Here is a 17987-nt window from a genome sequence, read left to right as displayed (position 1 = left end):
GAGGTCACCGCCGGCCTTGAGGGCATGGAGGTCCCGCTGCGCGTCGCGGTCATGGGGTGTGTGGTGAACGGTCCCGGCGAGGCCCGCGAGGCGGATCTCGGCGTCGCCTCCGGCAACGGCAAGGGGCAGATCTTCGTCAAGGGCGAGGTCATCAAGACCGTCCCCGAGTTCAAGATCGTCGAGACGCTGATCGAAGAGGCCATGAAGCTGGCCGAGCAGATGGAGACGGACGGGGTGACGTCGGGCGAGCCGTCGGTGTCGGTGGCGGGCTGAGGGTTTGCTTTCGGCGCCGGTCGGCATTCTCAGCCCGTCGTGGGGGTCCCCCCCGCTCGAGCGAAGCCGAGAGCGAGGGAGTTCGAGGACGAGGCCCGTTCAGGGCCGAAGCGGGGGTCCGGGGGCGGCAGCCCCCAGGGCGGGAGGTGGCCGACGATCACCTTCAAACGAGCGGCAACCCACACAGGGCGGCGCGGCAAAGCTTCCGCAGGTACAGTGCGGGGACCAGCAGATCCGACCCTGAGGCCCCGCCCGTGCTGACCCAGACGACCTCCCGGGTCCTCGAACCGAGCGACCTGGACGCCGCGCTCGCCGTCCTCGACCGTGAGCCCGTGGCGAACGCCTTCGTGACGTCCCGGGTCCAGGTCGCCGGACTGGACCCCTGGCGGCTCGGCGGCGAGATGTGGGGCTGGTACGAGGACGGCATGCTGACGTCCCTGTGCTACGCGGGCGCCAACCTCGTCCCCATCTGTGCCACGCCCCGCGCGGTCCGCGCCTTCGCCGACCGGGCGAGAAGGGCGGGCCGCCGCTGCTCCTCCATCGTGGGCCCCGCCGAACCCACCGCCCAGCTGTGGCGTCTCCTCGAACCGCAGTGGGGCCCGGCCCGCGAGGTCCGCGCACACCAGCCGCTCATGGTCACCGACCGCATGCCCGCCGACATCGCCCCGGACCCCTACGTCCGCCGCGTCCGCAAGGACGAGATGGAGACGATCATGCCGGCCTGCGTGGCGATGTTCACGGAGGAGGTCGGCGTCTCCCCGCTGGCCGGTGACGGCGGTCTCCTCTACCAGGCCCGCGTCGCCGAACTCGTCGGCTCCGGCCGCTCCTTCGCCCGCCTCGACGAGCACGGCAAGGTCGTCTTCAAGGCCGAGATCGGCGCCGCGACCGACCGCGCCTGCCAGATCCAGGGCGTGTGGGTGGCCCCCGAGTACCGGGGGAGGGGCCTTGCGGCTCCCGGCATGGCAGCGGTCCTGCGTTACGCCCTCACCGACGTCGCCCCGGTGGTCAGCCTGTACGTCAACGACTACAACACGGCGGCGCGGCGGACGTACCGAAGGGTGGGCTTCCAGGAGGTCGGTGCCTTCATGAGCATCCTGTTCTGAACCGACCCAGGGGGGCGGGGAACTGCGCGACCGGCCCCCACTCACCTGCACCGGGACGAGGACAGTAACCCCCTGTACGCTCCCTCCATGCGCTTTCCCGGTCACGACCCCCACCACCGTGAAGACATCGTGATCGGCCCTCTCGACCTCCCGTCCAGGGTGGACGAAGCCCTCGCCGTCCAAGCGGTGGCGTTCGGCCTCGGCGCCGACGAGATCGCCGTACGCCGGCAGATCGTGCTGCGGCACATGACCTACCCGGGCGCCCGCGCCCTCGGCGCCACCACCCCCGACGGACGCCTCGTGGGTTTTGTGTACGGCATGCCCAACGACCGCACCCACTGGTGGTCCACCATCGTCGAGCCCTACCTCCGCGCCCAGGGCCTCGACGACTGGCTCGACAACTCCTTCGTGATCACCGAGCTGCATGTGCATCCGCGCTACCAGAACCGCGGTATCGGCCGTGGCCTGATCACCGCGATCACCGACACCGCCGACGAGCCCCGCTCCATCCTCTCCGCCATCGACACCGACAGCCCGGCCCGCGGCCTGTACCACTCCCTCGGCTACGTCGACCTCGCCCGCCAGGTCTTCTTCCCCAGCGCCCCCAAGCCGTACGCCGTGATGGGCGCCCCCCTCCCGCTCCGCCGCCGCGGTTAACCGATTTCCACCGTCCGGCACCGCCCGGCTAACCTCCTTGCCATCACCCTCCCCCACTCTCGGCTTCGCACGAGCGGGGGGACCCCCATCCGGCAGGAGTACGAGAACGATGGCGAACGCACCGGTCCAGCGCATGTCCCAGTTGATGGCGAAGACGCTGCGCGACGACCCGGCGGACGCCGAGGTCCTCAGCCACAAGCTGCTCGTCCGCGCCGGCTACGTCCGCCGTACCGCCGCCGGGGTGTGGACCTGGCTGCCGCTCGGCAAGAAGGTCCTCGCCAACGTGGAGCGGATCGTCCGTGAGGAGATGGACGCGATCGGCGCCCAGGAGGTGCTGCTCCCCGCCCTGCTGCCGAGGGAGCCGTACGAGGCGACCGGCCGCTGGGACGAGTACGGCCCCGAGCTGTTCCGCCTGCAGGACCGCAAGGGCGGCGACTACCTCCTCGGCCCCACCCACGAGGAGATCTTCACCCTCCTCGTGAAGGACCAGGCGTCCTCCTACAAGGACCTGCCGGTGATCCTCTACCAGATCCAGACCAAGTTCCGCGACGAGGCCCGGCCCCGGGCCGGCATCCTGCGCGGCCGCGAGTTCCTGATGAAGGATTCCTACTCCTTCGACCTCGCCGACGAGGGCCTCGCCCAGTCGTACGCCCTGCACCGCCAGGCCTACCAGAAGGTCTTCGAGCGCCTCGGCCTCGACTACCGCATCTGCGCCGCGACCGCGGGCGCGATGGGCGGCTCGAAGTCGGAGGAGTTCCTCGCCCCGGCCGGCGCCGGCGAGGACACCTTCGCGGACTGCCCCCACTGCGACTTCGCAGCCAACACCGAGGCGATCTCGTACGAGCTCAAGCCGGTGGACGCCGCCGACGTCCCGGCCGCCGAGGAGATCCCGACCCCGGACACCCCCACCATCGAGACCCTCGCCGCATCGCTCGGCGTCCCGGCCTCCGCCACCCTGAAGAACCTCCTCGTCAAGGTGGACGGCGAGATCGTCGCCGTCGGCGTCCCCGGCGACCGCGAGGTCGACATGGACAAGGTCGAGGCACACTTCGCCCCGGCCGTCGTCGAGATGGTCACCGAGGCGGACTTCGCGGGCCGGCCGGACCTGGTCCGTGGCTACGTCGGCCCGCAGGGTCTGGGCGAGAAGGTCAAGTACCTCGCCGACCCGCGCGTGGCCCCCGGCACCTCGTGGATCACGGGCGCCAACAAGGAACACACGCACGCGAAGAACGTCGTCGCGGGCCGTGACTTCGAGGTCGACGAGTACGTGGACGTGGTCGTGGTCCAGGAGGGCGACCCCTGCCCGAAGTGCGGCACCGGCCTCAAGCTGGACCGCGCCATCGAGATCGGCCACATCTTCCAGCTGGGCCGCAAGTACACCGACGCCCTCAAGCTCGACGTCCTCGGCCAGAACGGCAAGCCGGTCCGGGTGACGATGGGTTCCTACGGCATCGGCGTCTCCCGCGCGGTGGCCGCCCTCGCCGAGCAGACCGCCGACGACAAGGGCCTGTGCTGGCCCAAGGAGGTCGCCCCGGCCGACGTGCATGTCGTCGCCGCCGGCAAGGCCCTGCAGACCGAGCTCGCCCTCGAGGTCGCCGAGAAGCTCGCCGCGGCCGGCGTTCGCGTCCTGGTCGACGACCGGGCCGGCGTCTCGCCGGGCGTGAAGTTCACCGACTCCGAGCTGATCGGCGTCCCGCAGATCCTGGTCGCCGGCCGCCGCTCCGCCGAGGGCGTGCTCGAGCTGAAGGACCGCAGGACCGGCGAGCGCGAGGAACTCCCGGTCGACGAGGCGATCGCCCGCCTCACGGCGTGACCTTGCGGCCTCCGGGGACGGACGGCGGAAGCTGCTCGTCCCCGGAAGCGCCCGGCGGGCCTCACAACCAGCCCGCGAACTCCAGCAGCAGTTCTCCGTCCTGAGTCCGCCCCACCCGGCGGGCCCGCACCCCCGACTCCACGGCCCGGAACAGCGTCCAGCCGCGCAGCCGCTCCTGGTCGACGTCCAGGGACTCGGCGAGGCGCTTGACGCGCCGGCGGGTCGTCGCGGCGCCCGAGGGCGAGGCGATCAGGTCCTCCACCCGGTCGCGGACGAGGCGGGCCAGATCGAACGCGCACTCCCCGACCACCGGGTCCGGCCCCACCGCCAGCCACGGCATCCGGTCACCGGCGAGCACCTTGCTCTGCCGGAAGGTGCCGTGCAGCAGCCGGTGCTCGGGCGGTGCGCTCAGCAGCTCCGCACGGGCCGCGAGCGCCGCATCGACCAGCGGCGCCACATCCGGGTCGGCCGCGACACTCGCCCGCATCGCCTCGGCCTGCCGCCCGGTCCGCTCGGCCACGGTCTCGAAGGTGTGCTCTCCCGGCGGCGCCACCCACAGCCGCCGCAGCGTGCCCGCCGCCTCCAGCAGCGCCTTCGCCTCCGGCAGCGACCGCACCGACACATCCGGATGCAGCCGCTCCAGCAGCAGCGCGCCGTCGTCGGCGACCGGTTCGAGCAGCTGTACGGCGCCCAGACCGCCCCAGTGCGCAAGCGCGGCCCCCTCGCTCTCCGGCCGGGCCCGGGGCGGCGCCAGCTTCAGCACCGCGGGCGTCCCGTCCGCCCGCCGCACCAGCAGCACCAGGCTGCTCCGCCCGCCCGGCACCTGCACGCGTTCCACGGTCAACTCGCGTAGAGCAACGGCCCGTCGGGCGACCTCCGGCAGCTTCTCCAACCAGGCGTCACCGTCCGGTGCGCTCTCACCGAGCGCCCTGACCAGACGCCGCGGCGGTTCGAAAGCCATACGCGAGTCGATTCCTTTCTGTACGGGTTACGCCGCCGGCGCCGAAGCCGAAGGCGGTGCCGAGGCCGGGGGAGTGGCCGTTTCCGGCCCCGGGTCCGTGACCGCCCGCTCGGCGAGACCAGGGAAGGCTACGCTCCCGCCGCGCCAGCGCACCGCCCGCACCGCCGCCTCCCGCAGCGCTGCCACGGCCGTGCCCCGCAGCCCGCCCCCGGCCGCCCGCACCAGGTCGGAGTACACGCCGGCCACACGTTCCTCCAGCTCGGCGGCGAGCCGTACGGCCGTCGTCGAGTCCGTCACCGGGAACGGCAACGCGTATCCGCCGGCCGCGGCGACCGGCTCACCGCCCAGGTCCCGCACCGCGCGCACCAGAGCGTCACGCCGCGCGCGATGGGCGTCGTACGCCGCCCGCGCCTCCGTGCGCCGACCTTCGTCGATCCTCCCGCCGACCACCCCGTACCCGTACACGGCGGCGTGCTCGGCGGCCAGCGCCGCCTGGAGTGCCCGCAGCTCCCCGTCCTCCGCCTCGCTCATCTCTCACCCTCCGTCAGCAGGTACGCGTGCGCCGCCCCGGCCGCCGCCACCGAGGCCAACAGCCGTGCCAGTTCGCCCGGCAGGTCGAGCAGCGCCTCGGCCCGCCGGTCCGCGAGCGCCCGCTCGGCGCCCGCGAGCCGCGCGAGTGCAGCCTTCTCGCTGCTCGGCACCGGGGACGGTGCCGAGGACGGTGCGGAAACCGTGGGCGACGCCTTCGCCGTCGTGTCCCCGAACGCCTCGGCATGCCGCGCGGTCTCGTCCCGCAACGGCCGCAACCGCTCGGCCAGCGCGGGATGTACGGCCATCACCGCGTCGTACTCGTCCACGAGTCCGCCGCTGTCCCGGGCCGCACGCGCGCGTGCCCGGTCGGTGACGGACGGACTGCCGCCGGTGGCGCCGGAGTCCTCGGGTCCGCCGGAGCAGCCCGTGAGGAACGCGACGCCCGCGGCCGAGGCGAGCAGGGTCCTTCTGCGCGGTCCCGAACGGGTGCGCGGAGACAGGGGAAACGGCACGGCTGACGTCCTCGAAGGCTCGTACGAAAGGACAGGGCGGCACGCCCGTGATCACCGTACCCGCGTACACGTGTCCGACCACTCATCGGCACCGCTCGAACACAGGTGGACGGCAACACTCCCTGCGACCGGATACCCTTTGACCAGACACGCGACCAACCCACAACAGCACACGCGGCCGAGGAGTCACCCGGATGAGCACCACCCAGAGCGAGAGGCTGCGAGAACTGCTGGAACCGCTCGTCACCTCCCAGGGCCTCGATCTCGAAGAGATCGCAGTGGACTCCGTCGGACGCAAGCGGGTGCTGCGCGTCGTCGTCGACTCCGACACCGGAGCGGACCTGGACCGGATCGCCGATGTGAGCCGTGTGCTCTCGGCGAAGCTCGACGAGACGGACGCGATGGGCGAGGGCGAGTACACCCTCGAGGTCGGAACCCCGGGCGCGGAACGCCTCCTCACACAGCACCGGCACTATGTGCGCGCCACCGGCCGGCTGGTCAGATTCCAGCTGGCCGAGGGCGAAGAGCTGGTGGCCAGGATCCTCACCGTCGACGACGAGGGCGTCGACCTCGAGGTGCCCGGGGTCAAGGGGCGCAAGCCCACGGCGCGCAGGCTGCCCTTCGAGGACATCGCCAGGGCGCGCGTCCAGGTCGAGTTCAGCCGCAAGGACAAGAAGGACATGAAGGAAGAGGAGGAGGCGTAGCCGTGGACATCGACATGAGTGCCCTGCGGGGCTTGGTTCGGGAGAAGGAGATCTCCTTCGACCTGCTCGTCGAAGCGATCGAGGCGGCCCTCCTCATCGCCTACCACCGCACCGAGGGAAGCCGCCGACACGCGCGCGTGGAGCTCAACCGGGCGACCGGACATGTGACCGTGTGGGCGAAGGAGGATCCCGAGGACCTCGAGGAGGGCCAGGAGCCCCGCGAGTTCGACGACACCCCGTCCGGTTTCGGCCGGATCGCCGCGACCACCGCCAAGCAGGTCATCCTGCAGCGGCTGCGCGACGCCGAGGACGACGCCACGCTCGGTGAGTACGCCGGCCGCGAGGGCGACATCGTCACCGGCGTGGTGCAGCAGGGGCGCGACCCCAAGAACGTGCTCGTCGACATCGGCAAGCTGGAGGCGATCCTGCCGGTGCAGGAGCAGGTGCCGGGCGAGACGTACCCGCACGGCATGCGGCTCCGCTCGTACGTCGTACGAGTGGCGAAGGGCGTGCGCGGCCCCTCGGTGACCCTGTCCCGGACGCATCCCAATCTGGTGAAGAAACTGTTCGCCCTGGAGGTGCCGGAGATCGCCGACGGGTCGGTCGAGATCGCGGCCATCGCGCGCGAGGCCGGTCACCGCACCAAGATCGCCGTCCGCTCCACCCGGTCGGGTCTGAACGCCAAGGGCGCCTGCATCGGCCCCATGGGCGGCCGGGTGCGCAACGTGATGGGCGAGCTGAACGGCGAGAAGATCGACATCGTCGACTGGTCGGACGACCCGGCGGAAATGGTGGCGAACGCGCTGTCCCCCGCGCGGGTGTCCAAGGTCGATGTCGTGGACATGGCGGCCCGCTCCGCGCGCGTGACGGTGCCGGACTACCAGCTGTCGCTGGCGATCGGCAAGGAGGGGCAGAATGCCCGGCTTGCGGCCCGCCTCACCGGCTGGCGGATCGACATCCGTCCGGACACCGAACAGCCCGGGGAATAGATCCAGACCGCAGGGCGCTAGGAACACGACAGATCTGTGTGCAGCAACTGTTCGATCTCTGCCCCAAAGGGGTGAGGTCGGTACGGGGAGGTAGACTTAACCGTGTCTGGCCGGACGCCTGCCCGCGCATGCCCTGAACGCACGTGTGTGGGGTGCCGGGAGCGAGCGGCCAAGACGGATCTGCTGCGCATCGTGGCGATCAAGGACGCATGTGTCCCTGATCCTCGCGGTACGCTGCCCGGCCGGGGTGCGTATGTGCACCCCGCCCTGGTCTGTATCGACCAGGCGGTACGCCGCCGGGCGTTCACGCGGGCGCTGCGCGCCCCGGGTGCGCTCGACACAAAGGCGTTGCGCCGGTACGTCGAGCAGACAACAGTTGCTGAGCAGGCAACACCGTAAGAAGCGTCGTACGGAACCCCGTGCGGCCCTGGTACCTCGCGAGTCGAAAGCAGGTCGAGATTGCGATGAGCACTCGATGAGTACGCGATGAGTACGCCCATGAAGTAGCGACGGTCCGGCCGCAACCCGGACCTAAAAGGAGCGAAGTGGCTAAGGTCCGGGTATACGAACTCGCCAAGGAGTTCGGGGTTGAGAGCAAGGTCGTCATGGCCAAGCTCCAGGAACTCGGTGAATTCGTCCGTTCGGCGTCTTCGACCATCGAAGCGCCCGTTGTCCGCAAGCTGACGGACGCCCTCCAGCAGGGCAACGGAGGCGGCAAGTCCGCCCCCGCACGCAAGGCTGCCCCGGCGAAGCCGGCAGCCCCCTCCCCGGTGCAGGCTGCCCGTCCGGCCGCCCCGCGCCCGCCGGCCCCCAAGCCGGCCGCCGAGAAGCCCGCGGCTCCTGCCGCGCCGGCCACTCCCGGCCCCCGTCCCACTCCGGGCCCGAAGCCCGCGCCGCGGCCCGCCCCGGCGTCCCCGGCTCCGACCACGCCCGAGTTCACGGCGCCCCCGTCGGCTCCCGCCGCACCGGCCGCCTCCCAGGGCTCCGGTCCGCGTCCGGGCGCCCCGCGTCCGGCCGGCCAGGCCCCGCGTCCGGGCGCCCCGCGTCCGGGTGGCCCCGGCCAGGGCCGTGGTGACCGCGGTGACCGTTCCGGCGCTCCGCGCCCGGGTGGCGGCGCCCCGCGTCCCGGTGCCCGTCCGGCCGGTCCCCGTCCGGGCAACAACCCGTTCACCTCTGGTGGCTCCACCGGCATGGCGCGCCCGCAGGCGCCCCGTCCGGGCGGCGCCCCGCGTCCGGGCGGCCCCGGTGCTCCCGGCGGCGCCCCGCGTCCGCAGGGCCAGGGCCAGGGCGGTCCCCGTCCCCAGGGCGCGGCGGGCGGTCCTCGTCCGCAGGCTCCGGGCGGTCAGCGTCCCACCCCGGGCGGCATGCCCCGCCCGCAGGGCGGCGGCCCGCGTCCCGGCGGCGGTCCCGGTGGTCCGCGTCCCAACCCCGGCATGATGCCGCAGCGTCCTGCTGCCGGCCCGCGTCCCGGTGGCGGTGGCCCCGGTGGCCGTGGTCCCGGTGGCGGCGGTCGTCCCGGTGGCGGCGGTCGCCCGGGTGGCGGCGGCTTCGCCGGCCGTCCCGGCGGTCCCGGTGGCGGTGGCGGCTTCGCCGGCCGTCCCGGCGGTCCCGGTGGCGGTGGCGGCGGTTTCGCCGGTCGTCCGGGTGGTCCCGGTGGCGGCGGTGGCCGTCCCGGCTTCGGTGGTCGTCCCGGTGGTCCCGGTGGCCGTGGTGGCACGCAGGGTGCCTTCGGTCGTCCCGGCGGTCCCGCGCGTCGTGGCCGTAAGTCGAAGCGGCAGAGGCGTCAGGAGTACGAGGCCATGCAGGCCCCGTCGGTCGGCGGTGTGATGCTGCCTCGCGGCAACGGCGAGACCATTCGCCTGTCGCGCGGTGCGTCGCTCACCGACTTCGCGGAGAAGATCAACGCCAACCCGGCGTCGCTCGTCGCGGTCATGATGAACCTCGGCGAGATGGTCACCGCGACCCAGTCCGTCTCCGACGAGACGCTGGAACTCCTCGCCAGCGAGATGAACTACACGGTTCAGATCGTCAGCCCCGAGGAGGAGGACCGCGAGCTGCTCGAGTCCTTCGACATCGAGTTCGGCGAGGACGAGGGCGACGACGAGGACCTGGTGGTCCGCCCGCCGGTCGTCACCGTCATGGGCCACGTCGACCACGGTAAGACCCGACTGCTCGACGCCATCCGCAAGACGAACGTCATCGCGGGCGAGGCCGGCGGCATCACCCAGCACATCGGTGCCTACCAGGTCGCGACCGAGGTCAACGACGAAGAGCGCAAGATCACCTTCATCGACACCCCGGGTCACGAGGCGTTCACCGCCATGCGTGCCCGTGGTGCGAAGTCGACCGACATCGCGATCCTGGTCGTCGCGGCCAACGACGGCGTCATGCCGCAGACGGTCGAGGCGCTCAACCACGCCAAGGCGGCCGACGTCCCGATCGTCGTCGCGGTCAACAAGATCGACGTCGAGGGCGCCGACCCGACCAAGGTGCGCGGTCAGCTCACCGAATACGGTCTGGTGGCCGAGGAGTACGGCGGCGACACGATGTTCGTCGACATCTCCGCCAAGCAGGGTCTGCACATCGACTCCCTGCTGGAGGCCGTGATCCTCACGGCCGACGCCTCGCTCGACCTGCGGGCCAACCCGGTCCAGGACGCGCAGGGCATCTCGATCGAGTCCCGTCTCGACCGCGGCCGTGGTGCCGTGGCGACGGTCCTCGTCCAGCGAGGCACGCTGCGGGTCGGTGACACGATGGTCGTGGGCGACGCCTACGGTCGTGTGCGCGCCATGCTCGACGACAACGGCAACAACGTCGCCGAGGCGGGCCCGTCGACGCCGGTCCAGGTCCTGGGCCTGACCAACGTCCCGGGCGCGGGCGACAACTTCCTCGTCGTCGAGGAGGACCGTACGGCCCGCCAGATCGCGGAGAAGCGTGCCGCCCGCGAGCGCAACGCGGCCTTCGCCAAGCGCACGCGTCGTGTCTCGCTCGAGGACCTGGACAAGGTGCTCAAGGCCGGCGAGGTCCAGCAGCTGAACCTGATCATCAAGGGTGACGCTTCTGGTTCCGTCGAGGCCCTGGAGTCCTCCCTGCTCCAGCTGGACGTCGGCGAAGAGGTCGACATCCGCGTCCTGCACCGCGGTGTCGGTGCGGTCACGGAGTCCGACATCGACCTGGCGATGGGCTCCGACGCCATCGTGATCGGCTTCAACGTCCGTGCGGCCGGCCGCGCGGCGCAGATGGCCGAGCGCGAGGGTGTGGACGTCCGCTACTACTCGGTCATCTACCAGGCGATCGAGGAGATCGAGGCGGCCCTCAAGGGCATGCTCAAGCCGGAGTTCGAGGAGGTCGAGCTCGGTACGGCGGAGATCCGCGAGGTCTTCAAGTCGTCCAAGCTGGGCAACATCGCGGGTGTTCTCATCCGCTCCGGCGAGGTCAAGCGGAACACCAAGGCCCGTCTCATCCGCGACGGCAAGGTCGTCGCGGAGAACCTCAACATCGAGGGCCTGCGTCGCTTCAAGGACGACGTCACCGAGATCCGCGAAGGGTTCGAGGGCGGTATCAACCTCGGCAACTTCAACGACATCAAGGTGGACGACGTCATCGCGACGTACGAGATGCGGGAGAAGCCGCGGGTGTAACAGCCGACGGTTTCTTTGCCGGCCGGCGGGACATGGTTCCCGTCGGCCGGCGTGCCGTGTACCGGGGGGCTTCGCCCCCAGCCCCGGCCTGGGCGGGCGACAAAGAATCCCGTCGAGCCGTCCGCCCGTTCGTTGTACCTTTCTTGATGTCCCTGCCGACTGAACAGCGGGGCCATCGATCCCGTACCGGCGGGTGAACCGGTTGCACACATGTATGTGGGGACGCTGTCCTTCGACCTGCTTCTCGGCGACGTACGGTCGCTGAAGGAGAAACGCTCCGTCGTCCGTCCGATCGTCGCGGAACTCCAGCGGAAGTACGCCGTGAGCGCGGCCGAGGTGGATCACATGGACCTTCATCGCAGGGCCCTCATCGGTCTCGCGATGGTGTCCGGCGACGCGGGGCACCTGACGGACGTACTGGACCGGTGCGAGCGGCTGGTCGCCGGCCGCCCCGAGGTGGAGCTGCTGTCCGTGAGACGCCGCTTCCACGGCGACGACGACTGACCGAAGAACGTAGACAGGAAAGAACGGGAGACGGACCAGTGGCCGACAATGCGCGGGCCAAGAGGCTGGCGGACCTCATCCGAGAGGTGGTGGCCCAGAAGCTGCAGCGCGGGATCAAGGACCCGCGGCTCGGCTCGCACGTCACCATCACGGACACCCGGGTGACGGGCGATCTGCGGGAGGCGACCGTCTTCTACACCGTGTACGGGGACGAAGAGGAGCGGGCAGCTGCGGCCGCCGGTCTGGAGAGCGCCAAGGGCATCCTGCGCTCCGAGGTCGGCAGGGCGGCCGGTGTGAAGTTCACGCCGACCCTGACCTTCGTCGCCGACGCTCTCCCGGACACCGCCCGGACCATCGAGGACCTCCTCGACAAGGCGCGCGCCTCCGACGAGAAGGTGCGCGAGGCGGCCACCGGCGCCACATACGCCGGAGACGCCGACCCGTACAAGAAGCCGGGTGACGACGAGGACGACACCACCGAATGACCCAGAAGCACACCACGCCCGACGGCCTCGTCATCGTCGACAAGCCGTCGGGCTTCACTTCGCACGACGTGGTCGCCAAGATGCGCGGCATCGCCAGGACGCGCCGCGTCGGCCACGCCGGCACCCTCGACCCGATGGCGACCGGCGTCCTCGTCCTCGGCGTCGAGAAGGCGACCAAGCTCCTCGGGCACCTCGCGCTGACCGAGAAGGAGTACCTGGGCACGATCCGCCTGGGCCAGACGACCGTGACGGACGATGCCGAGGGCGAGATCACGGGGTCGGTCGACGCCTCGAAGGTCACCCGGGAAGCCATCGACGCCGGGATCGCCAAGCTGACCGGCGACATCATGCAGGTACCGTCCAAGGTCAGCGCCATCAAGATCAACGGTGTGCGCTCGTACAAGCGGGCGCGGGAGGGCGAGGACTTCGACATCCCGGCCCGCCGGGTGACGGTGTCGTCGTTCAGCGTGTACGACGTCCGGGACGCCGTCGCCGAGGACGGCACCCCCGTGCTCGACCTGGTCGTGTCGGTGGTCTGCTCCTCCGGCACCTACATCCGCGCCCTCGCCCGCGACCTGGGCGCCGACCTCGGCGTCGGCGGCCACCTCACCGCGCTGCGCCGGACGCGCGTCGGACCGTACAAGCTCGACTCGGCCCGTACCCTCGACCAGCTCCAGGAGGAGCTGACCGTCATGCCGATCGCCGAGGCCGCCGCGGCCGCGTTCCCGCGCTGGGACGTGGACGCCAGACGGGCCCGGCTGCTCACCAACGGTGTCCGGCTCGACATGCCCGACGTGTACGCGGACCGTGGCCCGGTGGCCGTCTTCGACCCCGAGGGCCGCTTCCTCGCGCTCGTGGAGGAGCAGCGGGGCAAGGCGAAGAGCCTCGCCGTCTTCGGCTGACGGCTCGGGACTGCCCGTGGAGCGGCGGTCACGGGGTCGTGCACTCCCGCCGCTCCACGGTCCCCCTCGGTTCCCCCATCCCTAGGGTGTATCCAACGACCCCTTCCCGTTCACCCGTCCGGGCAGGCGCTCGGAGTGAACCGGGGGAGTGCAAGGGGGCGCGTTGGGCCCGCGATCTGTCCGTCTGATCATCCCGCCCCTACCGTCGAACGCAGGGCACATGTACGACGGGGGAGGTTCGACCATGGCGGTACGGGGCCGGAGGACCGCACCGCAGGCCGGCTCGAGTGAGAACGCCGGGCGCGCGCCACACCACGACGCCCTGGTACGCATCCACGACCTCGCCGGACGCCCGCGCGGCACGGGTGTCGTCGCCGACCACGACGGCACGGTCCTCACCAGCCACGAAACCGTCGACGGCCTGACCCGCCTCGTTCTCCACGACGCCGGGGGCCGCAGCTGTGTCGTCACCGCCGATGCCGTGACCCCGCTGCCCGAGCTCGACCTGGCTCTCGTACAGACCGAGGGCCTCGGCGCGAACCCGCTCCCCGTCACCGTGCGGGACCGCATCGAGAGCGGCACGTATGTGCGGATCGCCGCCGGCGGCTGGCGGGAGGCCCGTGTGCTGGGCGCGACCGGCGTGACGTACACGGCCACGGACGGGTTCCATGTCCTCGACGACGTACTGGAGTTGGCGATCGGTACAGCCGGCAGGGACGCACTGCGGCTGGGCGGCGGCGCGGCAGGGGGACCGGTCGTCGACGTCACGACCGGCGCCGTGGTCGCGGTCCTCGGCACCGCCCTGCAGGCCGGTCACCGTGACACCGGCTTCGCCGTTCCGCTGCACCGCACCGAGAGCGGCCCACTCGCCGACCTGCTCGCCCGCAACGCCGCGACGGTGCCTGCGTACGGGGCCGACCTCAACCTTGCCGGAGTACTGGAGCTGACGGGCACGTCGGTGGGGCAGGACGGGCCGGGCGGGGCGGTTGCCGGGGCTGTCTTCGACGCGGTTCAGCCGGTCGAACGGGTGGCGACGGTGCGGGAGTTCGCCGCGTTCACCGCGGGGCCGGCCGTCGTCCTCGGGCTCGTCGGGCCGCCGGGCAGCGGTCGTACGACGGAACTCGCGGCCCTCGCCGACCGCCGCAGCCGGGGCGCGCAACCGGCCCCCACGCTGTGGCTGCACGGCTCCGACCTGAGGGACGACGACGCCTCGGTCGCGGACGCCGCCCGCCGGGCGCTGACCCGGGCGGCCCGCATCGTGGCGGCGTCCGGCGCCGACCTGCCCACCGACCTGCGGCATGCCGATCCCGACGGCTCCTCGGTGGATGGCGGTGACGCCGATTCCGGGGGCCTGTGCGGCGATCCTGAGGCCCCCGACCCCGCCGGCCCGGGCGACGTCCGGCCCGAACGGGTCGCCGCCCTGGCCCGCGCCGCGGGCCGCCCCCTGCTGTTGCTGCTCGACGGTCCCGAGGAGATGCCGCCGGTTCTGGCTCACCGGCTGCCCGAGTGGACGGACGGGACGGCGAGGTGGCTGCGGGAGACGGGGGCGCGGCTGGTGGTCGCGTGCCGGGCGGAGTACTGGGAGCGGGCGGGGGCGGAGTTCCCGCGGGAGTTCCTGCATGCGGGCGGGCGGTACGACGAAGGCCCCGGCAGCCTTCCGCCCTGCGTCCACCTCGGCGACCTGGACGAGGCCGAGGCCCGCGAGGCCCGCGCCCGCTACGGCCTGCCCGAGGACGCCCTCACCGGCCCCGATGCCCGCCACCCCCTCACCCTCCGCCTCCTCTCCGAGGTCCGCGCGGCGCTCCCGGACGCCCCGGCCGGCAGCGCCGTCGACCGGCATGACGTCCTCTCCGCCCACCTCGACCTGATGTGCCTGCGTGTCGCGGTCCGGCTCGCCGCCGAGAACGGCCTGCGCGGCACCGCCGTACGGCGCCTCGCGGCGAGGGTGGCCGGGCAGGTCCACGAGGCCGCCCGGCGCAGCCTCGGCCCCGGACCGGGCGAACTGGACCGGGAGTCGTTCGAGGCCGTCTTCCCGTGGGGACCCGCACCCGCTCGGCTCGGCGGCGGAGCCGGCTGGGCGGCCGCCGTCCTCACCGAAGGCCTCCTCGTCCCTGCCGGCACCGGCTACCGCTTCGCGCACGAGGAGTTCGCCGACTGGATCCAGGGCACCCACCTCGACCTCGACGAGGCCCTGCGCGCCCTGGTCCACCGCCCCCTCACCCCGCACACCCCGCACCCCCACCCCGTTCCGCACCACCGCATCGGCCCTGTCCTCCAGGCCCTCCTCCTCGTCGCCCGTCAGCAGGGCACCCGCCCACTCGCCGGCCGCCTGGAGGAGCTGGTGCACGCCCTGGACGCCGACCCGCGCTCCTGGTGGGCCGCCCGCCTGCTCGCCGAGGTCCTGCGCGGCGTGCCGGACGCCACGCCGTACGTCGGTGTCCTGCGGCTGCTCGCCGACGGCATCGCCGACTGGCGGCGGCAACAGCGGCCCGTCCCCGCGGAGTTCGGGCCCGCCTTCTGGACGGCCCTGCCGCTGCCGGAGGCCGAGCGTCTCGACCTGCTGCGCCGGCTGGTCCGCGCCGACACCACCGCCGGTGGCACCCGGTACCTCGACGCGGCCGCACACCTCCTCGCCGCCGACCCCACCGCCGTACAACCGCATCTCGCCCGCTGGTTCGACGACGAGCGGCCGTTGCCCGCGACCCCGCACGCCACCGTTGCCACGGCCGCACAGGCGCTGCTGCACACGTACCGGCACCGCGCGCTGGACGACCTCACCGAGGTGCTCGTGGACAGCGCGCACCCGCGCGGCGACGAGCTGCTCGCCGTACTCGCCGAGGAGGAGCCGTCCGCCGTGTGCCGGGCGGTCGACCGGTGGGCGCACGACGAGCGGCCCGCGCGGCGGGTGGCGGCGGTGGCGTACGGACTGCGCGCCGCCCCGCACGCGCGCACCGAGGCCGACCGGCAGCTCCTGCGCTACGCCGCCCTCACGCTGCTCGCCCGCCCCGCCGACGGCACGCTGCACGGGGGCGCGCTCGGCATCCTCGTACAGGATCCGCGCGCCCGCGCCCGCCACCTCCCGCGGGCGCTCGAACACTTCGTGGCGGGCGATCCCCAGTTGCCGCCCAGCGCGCTGGCCGCGGCCCTGCCCACCCACCCGGAGGCGGTCCTCGACGCCTTCCGCACCCGGCTGCACCGGCCGGACGCCGGGGCGGCGCTGCTCGCGCTCGCCGACGTCACGACACCGGCGCTGGCCCGCCGGGTCGCCGATCTCGTACGGGAAGCCGTGGCGCGGCGCCCCGACCGTGCCGCATCCGTCGCCGCGTACGTCGACCGGCGCCTCGACCAGGGACCCCTCGCCCGGACCGTACTGTTCCCGCTGGTCACCGGCGTACTGGACGGCGGACCGGAGCCGGTGCGGACCGCGCTCGCCGCCGTGCTCGCCGGCCCCGGCCCCCTGCGCCGCGAACTGCGCGCCTTCCTCCTCGCCCACGAGTGCACGCCCGCCGTCCTGGAGTCCCTGCTGTGCGCCGCCGCCCGGCACGACGCCGACGACCTGGGCGACCTCGTCCACCACACCGGCCTGCTCCTGGTCCGCACTCCGGACGGAGCCACCCGTTTCGACCGCACTCTCGTCGACCTCGGCCGCGAGGTACCGGGCTTCGCCGCACGGGCCGCGGGCTGGCTGGCCGACGCCCCGCAGGACTGGGCCGTGGTGGTCGGCCCCAGCACCCGCCGGATGATCGAGAACCTGGCCGGCGTCCGGGTCCCCGCATGACCGGGGACCGGCACGTGGGTCAGGTCACAGCCCCCCATGCCGATGCGGGCCGGACCCCCGCGGCATGGCACCCTTAGACCTGCGTAAGAGGTAGACGGCAAGTACCGACACGGGTTCGAGGAGCGGTCACAGTGCAGCGCTGGCGTGGCTTGGAGGACATCCCCGAGGACTGGGGACGCAGCGTCGTCACCATCGGCTCCTACGACGGTGTCCACCGCGGACACCAGCTGATCATCCGGCATGCCGTGGAACGCGCCCGCGAGCTGGGCGTTCCCACCGTCGTCGTCACCTTCGACCCGCATCCCAGCGAGGTCGTCCGCCCCGGCAGCCACCCCCCGCTGCTCGCCCCGCACCACCGCCGCGCCGAACTGATGGCGGAGCTGGGCGTGGACGCGGTCCTCATCCTCCCCTTCACGACGGAGTTCTCGAAGCTGTCGCCGGCCGACTTCGTCGTCAAGGTCCTGGTCGACAAGCTGCACGCCAAGGCGGTCGTCGAGGGCCCCAACTTCCGCTTCGGCCACAAGGCCGCGGGCAACGTGGACTTCCTCACCGAGCAGGGCAAGGTCTACGACTTCGAGGTCGAGGTCGTGGATCTGTACGTGACCGGCGAGGCGGGCGGCGGGGAACCCTTCTCCTCGACGCTGACCCGGCGCCTGGTCGGCGAGGGCGACGTCGAGGGTGCCGCCGAGATCCTCGGGCGTCCGCACCGGGTCGAGGGCGTGGTCGTGCGCGGCGCCCAGCGGGGCCGCGAGCTGGGCTTCCCGACGGCGAACGTCGAGACACTGCCGCACACCGCCATCCCGGCCGACGGGGTCTACGCGGGCTGGCTGCATGTGGAGGGCGAGGCGATGCCGGCCGCGATCTCCGTGGGCACCAATCCGCAGTTCGACGGCACGGCACGCACGGTCGAGGCGTACGCCATCGACCGGGTGGGGCTGGACCTGTACGGGCTCCATGTCGCCGTCGACTTCCTGGCCTTCGTACGCGGACAGGCGAAGTTCGACACCCTGGAGGCCCTGCTCGAGCAGATGGCCGACGACGTGAAGAAGTGCCGGGAACTGGTCGCGGCGGCGCAGTAGTCGGGCGTACGGCGCCAGTAGTCGCGCGTACGACGCCGAAGGGCGGCCGGTGCCT

The 17987-nt window shown here is 72.4% G+C and carries 16 protein-coding genes; 13 read left to right on the top strand and 3 right to left on the bottom strand.

Annotation, left to right across the window (positions count from 1 at the left end):
- The 4 genes from ACFV7R_RS38315 to ACFV7R_RS38300 all read left to right on the top strand — a co-directional run.
- The coding region (locus ACFV7R_RS38315; RefSeq protein ID WP_385272592.1) for a flavodoxin-dependent (E)-4-hydroxy-3-methylbut-2-enyl-diphosphate synthase at window positions 1–273 on the top strand (273 nt) is incomplete at its 5' end.
- 254 nt (window positions 274–527) lie between these two features.
- Window positions 528–1376 (top strand): GNAT family N-acetyltransferase, encoded by an 849-nt coding sequence (locus tag ACFV7R_RS38310; RefSeq protein WP_385272589.1) that lies wholly within the window; start codon window positions 528–530, stop codon window positions 1374–1376.
- Window positions 1377–1463: 87 nt separating this feature from the next.
- Window positions 1464–2033 (top strand): GNAT family N-acetyltransferase, encoded by a 570-nt coding sequence (locus tag ACFV7R_RS38305; RefSeq protein WP_385272586.1) that lies wholly within the window; start codon window positions 1464–1466, stop codon window positions 2031–2033.
- Window positions 2034–2142: 109 nt separating this feature from the next.
- Window positions 2143–3846: a proline--tRNA ligase gene (locus ACFV7R_RS38300; RefSeq protein WP_385272583.1), complete on the top strand. Its 1704-nt coding sequence runs from the start codon at window positions 2143–2145 to the stop codon at window positions 3844–3846.
- Window positions 3847–3907: 61 nt separating this feature from the next.
- On the opposite strand, the gene ACFV7R_RS38295 is transcribed toward ACFV7R_RS38300, so the two are convergent.
- The 3 genes from ACFV7R_RS38295 to ACFV7R_RS38285 are packed head-to-tail and all read right to left on the bottom strand — an operon-like array spanning window position 3908 to window position 5850.
- A complete protein-coding gene (locus tag ACFV7R_RS38295) occupies window positions 3908–4807 on the bottom strand; it encodes an aminoglycoside phosphotransferase family protein (RefSeq protein WP_385272580.1) in 900 nt (299 codons plus the stop codon).
- Between the two features lie 27 nt (window positions 4808–4834).
- Complete coding sequence (locus ACFV7R_RS38290; protein ID WP_385272577.1) at window positions 4835–5338, bottom strand: ferritin-like domain-containing protein; 504 nt, start codon at window positions 5336–5338, stop codon at window positions 4835–4837.
- Window positions 5335–5850 (bottom strand): hypothetical protein, encoded by a 516-nt coding sequence (locus tag ACFV7R_RS38285; protein ID WP_385272574.1) that lies wholly within the window; start codon window positions 5848–5850, stop codon window positions 5335–5337. The genes ACFV7R_RS38290 and ACFV7R_RS38285 overlap by 4 nt, the downstream gene beginning before the upstream one ends.
- Before the next feature lie 194 nt (window positions 5851–6044).
- On the opposite strand from ACFV7R_RS38285, the gene rimP reads away from it, so the two are divergent.
- The 9 genes from rimP (at window position 6045) to ACFV7R_RS38240 (ending at window position 17932) form a co-directional block, all read left to right on the top strand.
- Window positions 6045–6554: a ribosome maturation factor RimP gene (gene rimP, locus ACFV7R_RS38280; RefSeq protein WP_385272571.1), complete on the top strand. Its 510-nt coding sequence runs from the start codon at window positions 6045–6047 to the stop codon at window positions 6552–6554.
- Window positions 6555–6556: 2 nt separating this feature from the next.
- A complete protein-coding gene (gene nusA / locus ACFV7R_RS38275) occupies window positions 6557–7543 on the top strand; it encodes a transcription termination factor NusA (RefSeq protein WP_385272568.1) in 987 nt (328 codons plus the stop codon).
- 102 nt (window positions 7544–7645) lie between these two features.
- Window positions 7646–7942 (top strand): YlxR family protein, encoded by a 297-nt coding sequence (locus ACFV7R_RS38270; RefSeq protein ID WP_129801141.1) that lies wholly within the window; start codon window positions 7646–7648, stop codon window positions 7940–7942.
- Between the two features lie 146 nt (window positions 7943–8088).
- Complete coding sequence (gene infB / locus ACFV7R_RS38265; protein ID WP_385272565.1) at window positions 8089–11184, top strand: translation initiation factor IF-2; 3096 nt, start codon at window positions 8089–8091, stop codon at window positions 11182–11184.
- Between the two features lie 210 nt (window positions 11185–11394).
- Complete coding sequence (locus ACFV7R_RS38260; protein WP_129801140.1) at window positions 11395–11688, top strand: DUF503 domain-containing protein; 294 nt, start codon at window positions 11395–11397, stop codon at window positions 11686–11688.
- 38 nt (window positions 11689–11726) lie between these two features.
- The gene (gene rbfA / locus ACFV7R_RS38255) at window positions 11727–12173 is read left to right on the top strand and encodes a 30S ribosome-binding factor RbfA (protein WP_129801139.1); all 447 of its coding nucleotides are present in this window, start codon (window positions 11727–11729) and stop codon (window positions 12171–12173) included.
- A complete protein-coding gene (gene truB / locus ACFV7R_RS38250; protein WP_385272560.1) occupies window positions 12170–13075 on the top strand; it encodes a tRNA pseudouridine(55) synthase TruB in 906 nt (301 codons plus the stop codon). The genes rbfA and truB overlap by 4 nt, the downstream gene beginning before the upstream one ends.
- Before the next feature lie 244 nt (window positions 13076–13319).
- Window positions 13320–16853: a trypsin-like peptidase domain-containing protein gene (locus ACFV7R_RS38245; RefSeq protein WP_385272557.1), complete on the top strand. Its 3534-nt coding sequence runs from the start codon at window positions 13320–13322 to the stop codon at window positions 16851–16853.
- A gap of 131 nt (window positions 16854–16984) precedes the next feature.
- Complete coding sequence (locus ACFV7R_RS38240; protein WP_385272554.1) at window positions 16985–17932, top strand: bifunctional riboflavin kinase/FAD synthetase; 948 nt, start codon at window positions 16985–16987, stop codon at window positions 17930–17932.
- Window positions 17933–17987: the final 55 nt, after the last annotated feature.

Origin of the sequence: Streptomyces sp. NPDC059866 (assembly GCF_042731325.1) — a bacterium.
Lineage (GTDB): Bacteria > Actinomycetota > Actinomycetes > Streptomycetales > Streptomycetaceae > Streptomyces > Streptomyces flavusporus.
Note: the sequence above shows the minus strand (reverse complement) of the source record. Positions and strands in the feature narration are given on the sequence as shown.